The organism is Streptomyces sp. NPDC058221, from assembly GCF_042882365.1.
GTDB lineage: Bacteria > Actinomycetota > Actinomycetes > Streptomycetales > Streptomycetaceae > Streptomyces.
The window spans coordinates 1-8,986 of the sequence record NZ_JBHVWF010000224.1 but is presented as its reverse complement, the minus strand read 5'-3'; the positions used below and the strand labels follow the sequence as shown (position 1 = coordinate 8,986).

Sequence of the window (8,986 nt, the reverse complement as noted above, 5' to 3'; positions counted from 1 at the left end):
CTGGTCTTTTCGGCTTGGGTGTGTCTTCTCCGTCCGTGGCGTGGGGGGGCTGTGCGCTACCGTGCATCGGGGGCGGGTGTGGGGGGTGCTTTGCAGCCGCCCCACCCCGCGCTGTTGCCTCTCCCCGCCCGTCACAGGGTGAGGCGGTGGACACCCCCCTGCACGGTGCCCACGTACAGGTGCCGGCCGTCCGTGGCCAGGCGGGTGGCGTCCAGATTCTGGAGCCCGGTGGAGATGTTGTGCCAGCTCCGCCCGCCGTCGGTGGAGCGCAGCACGCCCCGGCCGCCGCGCGGCAGGGCCGTCTCCCACACGCCGGTGGTCGCCGCGTAGAGGGTGTGGCCGACCTGGATGATGTCGCTGACCCGCAGCGGCAGTTCACCCGTGTCGCCCGTGCGGAACGTCCGGCCGCCGTTGTCCGAGACCCGGATCGTGTCGCCGCCGAGCAGCGTGTGCGAGCCGACGCGTTCGATGGTGTCGACCCGGCCGTCCGCCACCTTGCTGACGGTCGCGCCGCCGTCGTCCGAGCGGTAGAGACCGTCGGACGTGCCCAGGAGCAGCTTCCGCGGATTCTCCGGGTCACCGGAGACAGCGGTGAACGGGGTGTCGTGACGCAGGTTCTTCCACGTCGCACCGCCGTCCGCGGTGCTGAACAGGCCGGTGCTCTCCTGGTTGCCGTATCCGACGTAGACGCGGTCGGGGTCGGCCGGGTGCACCGCGATCGCGGTCACCTGGCCCGAGCTGTGGCCCTTCTCCTCCCAGCTCGCCCCCCGGTCCGCGCTGCGCTCGACGGAGAAGCCGCCGAACGCGTCGGCCTGGGCACGCCACACGATCCTGGAGTCCTGCGGCGAGACGACGAGCGCCGACGTACCGCTGCCGACCGTGCCCTCGCCGCCCGTGGTGCCCCAGTCCGGGTCCGCGGCCGGGACGGTGGTGCGCTGGGTGCCGATGTCGCCGGCGGCCAGCAGGGTGTCGCCGCTGACCGCCAGGTCGTTGACGGTGCCGCCCTGGATGCCGATGCGGCGGTAGTCCTCGCCCTCCGCGGTGCCCCGGTAGATGCCGTTGCTGCTTTCGGACAGCGTCAGTGAGCCGTCGCTCCAGCGGTCGAGGTCGGTCAGGACCGACGAAGTGCTGACGCCCGGCAGAAGCGACCAGTCCCGCCCGTGGTCACGGCCGACCCGGATGCCCTCCGACGTCCCCAGATAGAGGTCGCCGCCGCTCGCTGTGAGCCCGCTGCCGCCGTACCCCTGGTCGACGAGCGTCGACCAGCTCGCCCCGCCGTCGTGCGAGCCGACGACACCCGTACCGATCACGTACGTCGCCACGACCCCGCTGTCCGCGGCGATCTCGACGGTCGGGGAGCCCTTGGAGTCGTACAGCTTCCGTGCCTCGCCGAGGACGCCCGAGGCGACCCCGGACCGGGACCACACCGCGTCGCCGGTGGCGAAGTACAGCGTGTCGCCGCCGATCGCCGCGTCGTAGACCGTGCCCGGTACACCGGTCGGCCCCGCCGCCCAGTGGTCACCGCCGTCCGTGCTGATCTGCAGCCCGCCCTCGGTGACCGCGATCAGCGTGCGGGTGCGCTCGTCGGAGATGAGCTGCGAGATCAGTGAGTCGGGGCTGTCCAGGGTCTGCCAGGTGCGGCCCGCGTCCTCGGTGCGCAGGATCGAGGACGTCCGCGGGAAGTTGCTCGCGCTGTTGACCGTGTACCACCAGCGGTCGGCGTTCTTCGCGTCGATGACCAGGCTGCCCGTGCCGTTCTGGTCGGTGACCGGGAGCCGGTCGAGCTGGCGCCAGTTGTCCCCGTCGTCGGTGACCCAGGGACCGGCCTTGTAGCCCTGGGCGAGCGCGGCCCGTCCCGGCCGGTTCGCCGCGACGGTGACCTGCCCGTTCTCGCCGTACGGACCGACCGGCGTCCAGCGGCTGTTGCGTGTGTCGGGCGGTGTCACCTCGAAGCCGTCGCTGCCGCGCAGGGTCTGCCCGGTCGTGGTCCGGGCCCGTACGGACACCAGATGGGTGCCCTCGCGGGCCCCGGTCACCCGCGCCTCGTAGACATTGCCGGAGCGCAGGGTCGCCCTGATCTCCCGGCTGTGGCCGTGCGGCGGCTTCACCGTCACGACGGGGGCCTCGGCGAGCGGCGCCGGGGTGAAGATCGCGATACCGGAGTTGCCGTCGCTCTGGTCGGGGCCGGCCTGGACGAACAGCTGCCGGACGACCAGCAGGTAGGGCACGCGCACGGCCTTGCCGCCGGCCGGGGTCAGGGTCACCTCGCCGCTGATCTCGGCCTCGCCCGCGGGCCGGTCGGCCCGGACGGTCACTGTGGCGACGGCGCTGCCACCGGCCGGGACCCGCAGGGTGCGCGGGGACACGGACGCGTCTCCGCTCACCCGCAGGCGTACCGAACGCGCCTGGCCCGAGGCGTTGTTCACCGTCAGCTTCCTGGTCCCGGCGACGGTGGAGCCCGCCGTGTCGGCGAGACCGTACGACAGGGAGCTCGGCGAGGTGGTGATGCCGGCGTCGGCCGCGTCCGCCGCGGCCGGGACGTCGAGCCGCCCGGAGCCGTAGCTCGTGGGCTCGCCGTCCGCCACCTTCTTCGTCCCGCCCACCAGATCGGAGCGGACCTGGTCCGGGGTCTGCTCCGGGTGGAGCTGGCGGATCAGGGCGGCGGCGCCCGCGACATGCGGCGCGGCCATCGACGTACCCGACATCCGGTAGTAGCCGGGCGCGTACAAGGACTCGGGAACGGTGGAGAGGATGTCGTAGCCGGGGGCCACCAGATCGGGCTTGAGGTTCCAGCGCAGGTCGGGGCCGCGTGAGGAGAACGACGGGATCCGGTCTGTCACATCCTCACCGGTGAGGGTGATCTCGACCTTGCCCGCAGCCAGACGTGTTGAGAGCTCGGCGTACTGGGTGGAGTCGACGCCGAGCATCACGACCGAGTCCATGCGCATCGAGTCGCCGGACTCCTCGATGCCCGCGCTGTCCGCCGGCAGCCGCAGCGGATCGGTGTTCGCGCCCGCGCTCCGGCTGTCCGGCACGGACAGGACCGGGCCGCCGCCCGAGGAACCCCCGAAGAGCGCCACGGCGCCCCGCCGTTCGGCCTCGCGGGCCTGCTCGATCTCCCAGGTGGTGACGTCCTGCGTCTGCTGGGACACCGGCACGTCGAGACGTACGGCCTTGCCCTTGACGTCACCGGCCCGGTCCCAGTCCTCCGGGGCGCCCTGGCCGGCGTCGACGAGCTCCGTGGTCAGCGGCTTCGCCGGCGGGTTGGCGGACAGTACACCGCGGTAGGTCTGGATCTTCTCGCCGTCCCGGTAGGCGGCGCCCGGCAGGCGCAGCCCGCTGACCGAGGCGCCGACCGCGATCACGCCGTCGGCCGCCGCGGGGGAACCGACGGTGCCCGCGCCGGGGCCCTCGTTCCCGGCGGCCGCGACGACCACGACTCCGGCCCGGGTGGCGGCGGTCGCCGCGAGCCCCAGCGGATCGCTGCCGTCGCCGTAACCGCCGATGCTGAGGTTGATCACATCGGCGCGGTGCGGGTTGGCCGGGTCGATCGCGGCCTCGAGCCCGGCAACGATGTCGGAGGTGGTGCCCTCGCCGTTGGCGTTCATGACCTTGTACGCGGTGAGGTCGGCCCCGGGGGCGACACCGGTGACGCCTCCCTTGGCCGCGGCCTTGCCGGCGATGATTCCGGCGACGTGCGTCCCGTGGCCGTTGTCGTCCATCGGGTCGTCGTCGCCGTTGACGAAGTCGTGCCCGGCGACCACCTTGTGGCCCTCGCCGAAGCCGCCGCCCAGGTCGGGGTGGGTGTAGTCGACCCCGCTGTCCAGGACCGCGACGGTCACGCCGGTCCCGTCGGCCTTCCTGCCGTCCGGGTCCTTGCGCTTCCAGACCTCCGGGGCGCCGATGAGCGGCACGCTGTCGCTGGTATACATCTTGACCTTGGCGTCCGGCTGTACGGAAGCGACTCCGGGCAGCGTCCGCAGCGCCTGGACCTCGGAGGCCTTGACCGTCACCGCCACGGCGTTGACCAGCAGGTTCAGCTTGCGGGGCGAGCCGGGGTGCAGACCCGCGCGCTTCGCACCGTCGAGGAACGACTGCTGACGGCCGGCCACGGCCCGGCGTGCCGAGGCGATGCCGGCCGCGTCCGACGAGCGGAGCCGGCTGCCGTCCGATGCGGCGGCCCCGCCCTTCAGCGTCACGATCACCCGCTGGGCGGCGTCGTCGGCCGAGGCGGCGGCAGCGGACGTGGGTGCCGCGGCGAGCAGGCCGCCGAGCACCGCCGACAGGGCGATACCGGCCGTCAGCGCGCGCCGGCGGGCCCGGCCGGATCTTCGAACGGGGCGGGGTGAGCGAGGGACGCGAGGGATTGCCATGACAGATGACTAATCGCCGGGGCATGTCCAGGACAACGATTTGGGCTGGCCCATTGCTGTCACTGGCACACACGGGCCATGATCCGCGGCATGTCTCAGCTCACCGCAGCCGGTATCGACCCGTTCGACGAGAGTGTCTACCGGGCGATCCTGGTACGGCACACCGCGGGCCCCGCGGACATTGCAGCGGACCTCGGTTCCACGCCGGAGCGCACCGGCCGGGCGCTGGACCGCCTTCGGGAGAACGGCCTGGTCGGACGGCTTTCCGGGGCCCGGCGCCGCTATGCCGCGATCGATCCGAACGGGGCGGTCGACGCCCTCGTGCGGGCCAGGACCGCCGAGCTCGACGGGGTGCGCGCGGCGGCCGGCGAGCTGTCGCGGCTCTTCGCCACGGCCCGGCAGGGCAGCTCCGAACAGGTCGAAGTGGTCGACGGAAGCGAGGCGTTGGGCCGGTGGTTCGTACGGCTTCAGCAGGAGGCGCGCAGCGAGGTCATCACGCTCGACCGCCCGCCGTACGCCCTCACCACATCCAACCCGGTGGAATCCGCGGCCCTTTCACGGGGCGTGCGCTACCGGGCGGTGTACGCCCCCGAGGCCCTGGAGTGGCCCGGAGTGCTCGACGACATCAGGGAGCTCGTCGCGCACGGAGAGCACGCCCGGGTCCTTCCCGGGCTGCGGATCAAGCTCGCGATAGCCGACCGCCGGCTGGCCCTGATGCCGCTCACCCTGGATTTCACCACGAGCGTGCGCGCCGCCGTGATCCGCCCTTCGGCCCTTCTCGACGGTCTGATCGACTACTGGGAGATGTGCTGGCGCACGGCCACCCCGCTGGACGCCCCGGCGGACGACCCGCTCGGTGCGGAGGACCGCCAGATGTTGACGTTGCTGGTCAGCGGCCTCAAGGACGAAGCCATAGCCCGCCAGTTGGGGTGGTCGGTGCGCACGATGAGGCGCCGGATCAGCAGACTGCACGAGCAGCTGGGTGCGGCCAACCGCTTCCAGGCCGGGGTCATCGCCGCCCGGAGGGGATGGATCGAGGGCCCGTCGGCCACCGGCACGGACGGTGCTCCGGGCCTCTGACGCTGCCCAAGTCGGGCAAAGGTGGGGGTTCTTGGAGCTTTCACGGAGCCGGTTCCACGATAGTGACCGCGAATTAACAATCACCTCTGGTGTTTTCGGTATACCAGGCCGAATACTGCGGGGCGGTCCGAGGGATGTCCTCCCTCTCCATATGTGAACGGACTGCACCAGGAGGCATGTTGAACACCAACGCACCGAGACCGGGCGTAGCGGTCATCGCCGCTGCGGCCGTCGTCGGCCTGACGGCGGGGATGATCTCCTCGCCGGCCGTGGCCACGCAGCAGCCACGGCAGACAGGGCAGGCGGCAGCCGCCGAGCACTGGGTCACCCTGGTCACCGGCGACCGGGTGGCCGTCGACGGCAAGGGTGCCCCGGTCGTTTTCGACCGGGCGCCCGGCCGCGAACGCATGCCGGTGGAGGTCCGCCGCACCGGCGACCACACCCTGGTGGTGCCCGCGGACGCGGACCGCCTGATCACCCAGGGCGTGCTGGACCAGCGGCTGTTCGACGTCACAGAGCTGGGCGGCGCGGCCTACCGGAGCTCACTCAAGGGCGGGCTCAAGCTCATCGTCGGCTATGACGGCGCGGCGAAGTCCGCCGGAGGCTCCGCGGCAGGAGCCAAGTCGGAGCTCCGGTCGGCCGACGGCGCGAAGGTGACCAGGACCTTCCCCCGGCTGAACGCGGAGGCCGTGACCGCGCCGGAGAAGGGCGCCGCCGACGTCTGGCACGCGCTCACCGCACCGGACGCACGCGGCGCTGCCCCCGGCGTGCGCAAGGTGTGGCTGGACGCGCGGGTGAAGGCCTCGCTCGATGTGAGCGTGCCGCAGATCGGGGCGCCGGACGCCTGGGCGGCGGGCTACGACGGCACCGGGGTCAAGGTCGCGGTCCTGGACACCGGGGTCGACGAGACCCACCCCGACCTCGCAGGTCAGCAGCTTGCGGAGAAGAACTTCACCACCGACCCGACCGCTGTGGACGGACACGGGCACGGCACGCATGTCGCCTCGACCGTCGCCGGCACCGGAGCGAAGTCGGGCGGGAAGTACCGGGGCGTCGCGCCGGGCGCGCGCATCCTGGACGGCAAGGTGCTCAGCGCCTCCGGCAGCGGCGACTCCTCCTGGATTCTGGCCGGCATGGAGTGGGCGGTCGCGCAGGGCGCTGACATCGTCTCGATGAGCCTCGGCGCCGACGACACCCCGGGCACCGACCCCCTCGAAGAGGCCGTCGACCGCCTCTCCGCCGACGGCGGACCGCTCTTCGTGGTCGCCGCGGGCAACGCGGGTCCCTCCGCGAACGGGACCATCGGCAGCCCGGGCAGCGCGGACGCGGCCCTGACCGTCGGGGCCGTCGACAAGCAGGACGGCATCGCGAGCTTCTCCAGCACCGGCCCGCGCCTCGGTGACGGCGGCATCAAGCCGGACGTCACGGCGCCCGGTGTCGACATCGCCGCCGCCCAGGCGACGGGCACCGCGATGGGCACCCCCGTCGCAGACGGTTACGTATCCGCCAGCGGTACGTCGATGGCGACCCCGCACGTGTCGGGCGCCGCAGCCCTGCTCAAGCAGCAGCACCCCGACTGGTCCGGACAGCAGCTCAAGCAACTGCTCTCCTCGGCCACGAAGCCCGGCGACTACACGTCCTACCAGCAGGGTTCGGGACGCATCGACCTGACGCAGGCCATCGTGCAGACGGTCGTGTCGGAGACCGGCAGCCTCAACTTCGGCAAGCAGGCCTGGCCGCACGACGACGACGCACCCGTCAGCAAGCCGCTCACGTACCGTAACAACGGTACGGAGCCGGTCACCCTGGATCTGGCGGTGACCGCCACCGCCCCGGGTGGCGCGGCGGCTCCCGAGTCCATGTTCGCCGTGTCCCCGAAGCAGCTGACCGTGCCCGCCGGCGGGACGGCCGAGGCCGCCGTCACGGCGGACACCCGGACCGGCGGCACCGTCGACGGCGTCTACAGCGCCCGCGTCACCGCGACCGGCAGCGGTCAGAGCGTGCGGACCGCCGCCGTCGTCGACCGCGGCGAGGAGGCCTACAAGGTCACCTTCGAGTACATCGGCCGGGACGGGAAGCCCGCCCCGCACTACAACAGCAGCCTCACCGGCACCTCGGACACCACGGTGGGCACCACGGTCAGCACCACCGAGGGCGGTGCCACCACCATCGAGATGCGCAAGGGGACCTACTTCGGTACCCACGCCCTCTATCCGACCGGCAACGGAGACGACTTCAGCGGGATGGACTGGATGGTCCAGCCCGCCCTCACCGTCGACCACGACATGACGGTCACGGTCGACGCCCGTACGGCGAAGCCCGTCGACATCACCGTGCCCGACCACGGCGCGGAACCCCAGCTCGCCCGGACCGGCGTCGAGCTGGAGTGGCTGCTGCCGATCGCGCGCTTCGCCCTGACCAACTCCTACCAGGACATCCGGACCGCGCAGGTGGGCCCGGACCCGAAGGAGGAGCTGCTCCACGAGTTCATGGGGACCTGGAAGAAGAAGTCCGACGGCACCGAGTACAACGTCGCCTACGGCGGCAAGGGTGTCCCCGTCGGCTACGAACGGCACCTGGGCAGGAAGGACTTCGCGACCACCGACGTCCGGCTCGGCTCCACCCTGCCCGGCCGCCAGGGCAACCTGATGATCACCCCGAACACGGGGACCGGGGTGGGGACGTCGTTCGCCATGGTCAACCCGCTCCCGGCCGCCTACCGGATGTACCTCAACACCGACGCGGAGCTGACCTGGGACCTCCAGTCCCGCCAGCTCGACGCGAACGGCGTGCTGGAGTCGACGCAGAGCGACCCCGACCGCACCTTCACCCGGGGCCGGACCTACCAGCTCGACTACAACGTCGGGGTGTTCGGGCCGCGGGTGAACGGTGTCACGACGGGCGTGCAGCGCTCGGGCGACGCGATCACGGCCGCGTTCCCGATGTTCGCCGACGGTGCGGGCCACACGGGCGCCACGGTGTGGGACCCCGAAGCGACGAAGACCGAGCTCCACAAGGGCGACGAGCTGGTCGGGACCATCGCGGCCCCGCCCACGGGCGTCCGGTTCACCGTGCCGGCAGGCAAGGGCGCGTACCGGCTGACCACCTCGGCCGTCCCCGCGAAGACCGCAGCGGTCTCCACGCGGATCGACGCCGAGTGGACGTTCACCTCCGACACCGTGGCCACGCCGACGATGCTGCCGGTCTCCACGGTCCGCTTCACCCCGCGACTGGGCACCGACTCGACGGCCCGCGCGGGCCACACGCTGACGGTGCCCGTGACGGTGGAGGGCGCGGCGGCGGACGGCAACACCAAGTCGCTGAAGGTCTACTCCTCCGTCGACGGCGGAACCACCTGGAAGACGGCGGCCCTGCACCACGGGAAGCTGAGGCTGCGCACCCCGGCCGCGGGTTCCACCGTCTCGCTGAAGGCGGAGGTCGTCGACCGGCAGGGCGACAAGCTCACCCAGACGGTCATCGACGCCTACCGGGCGAAGTAGCACCGCGCCGTCGGCCGGCTCCCCGTCGAGGGG

At 72.2% G+C, this 8,986-nt stretch carries 3 protein-coding genes; 2 read left to right on the top strand and 1 reads right to left on the bottom strand.

Going from position 1 to position 8,986, the window contains the following annotated elements; genetic code table 11:
- Positions 1-131 precede the first annotated feature (131 nt).
- Positions 132-4,373 (bottom strand): S8 family serine peptidase, encoded by a 4,242-nt coding sequence (locus ACFVW8_RS36905; protein ID WP_389698015.1) that lies wholly within the window; start codon positions 4,371-4,373, stop codon positions 132-134.
- A gap of 90 nt (positions 4,374-4,463) precedes the next feature.
- Here ACFVW8_RS36905 and ACFVW8_RS36900 point away from each other — a divergent pair, with 90 nt between their 5' ends.
- Positions 4,464-5,453, top strand: coding sequence for a helix-turn-helix domain-containing protein (locus ACFVW8_RS36900; RefSeq protein ID WP_389698013.1), 990 nt, complete (start codon positions 4,464-4,466; stop codon positions 5,451-5,453).
- Between the two features lie 176 nt (positions 5,454-5,629).
- Complete coding sequence (locus ACFVW8_RS36895) at positions 5,630-8,953, top strand: S8 family peptidase (RefSeq protein WP_389698011.1); 3,324 nt, start codon at positions 5,630-5,632, stop codon at positions 8,951-8,953.
- Positions 8,954-8,986 lie beyond the last annotated feature (33 nt).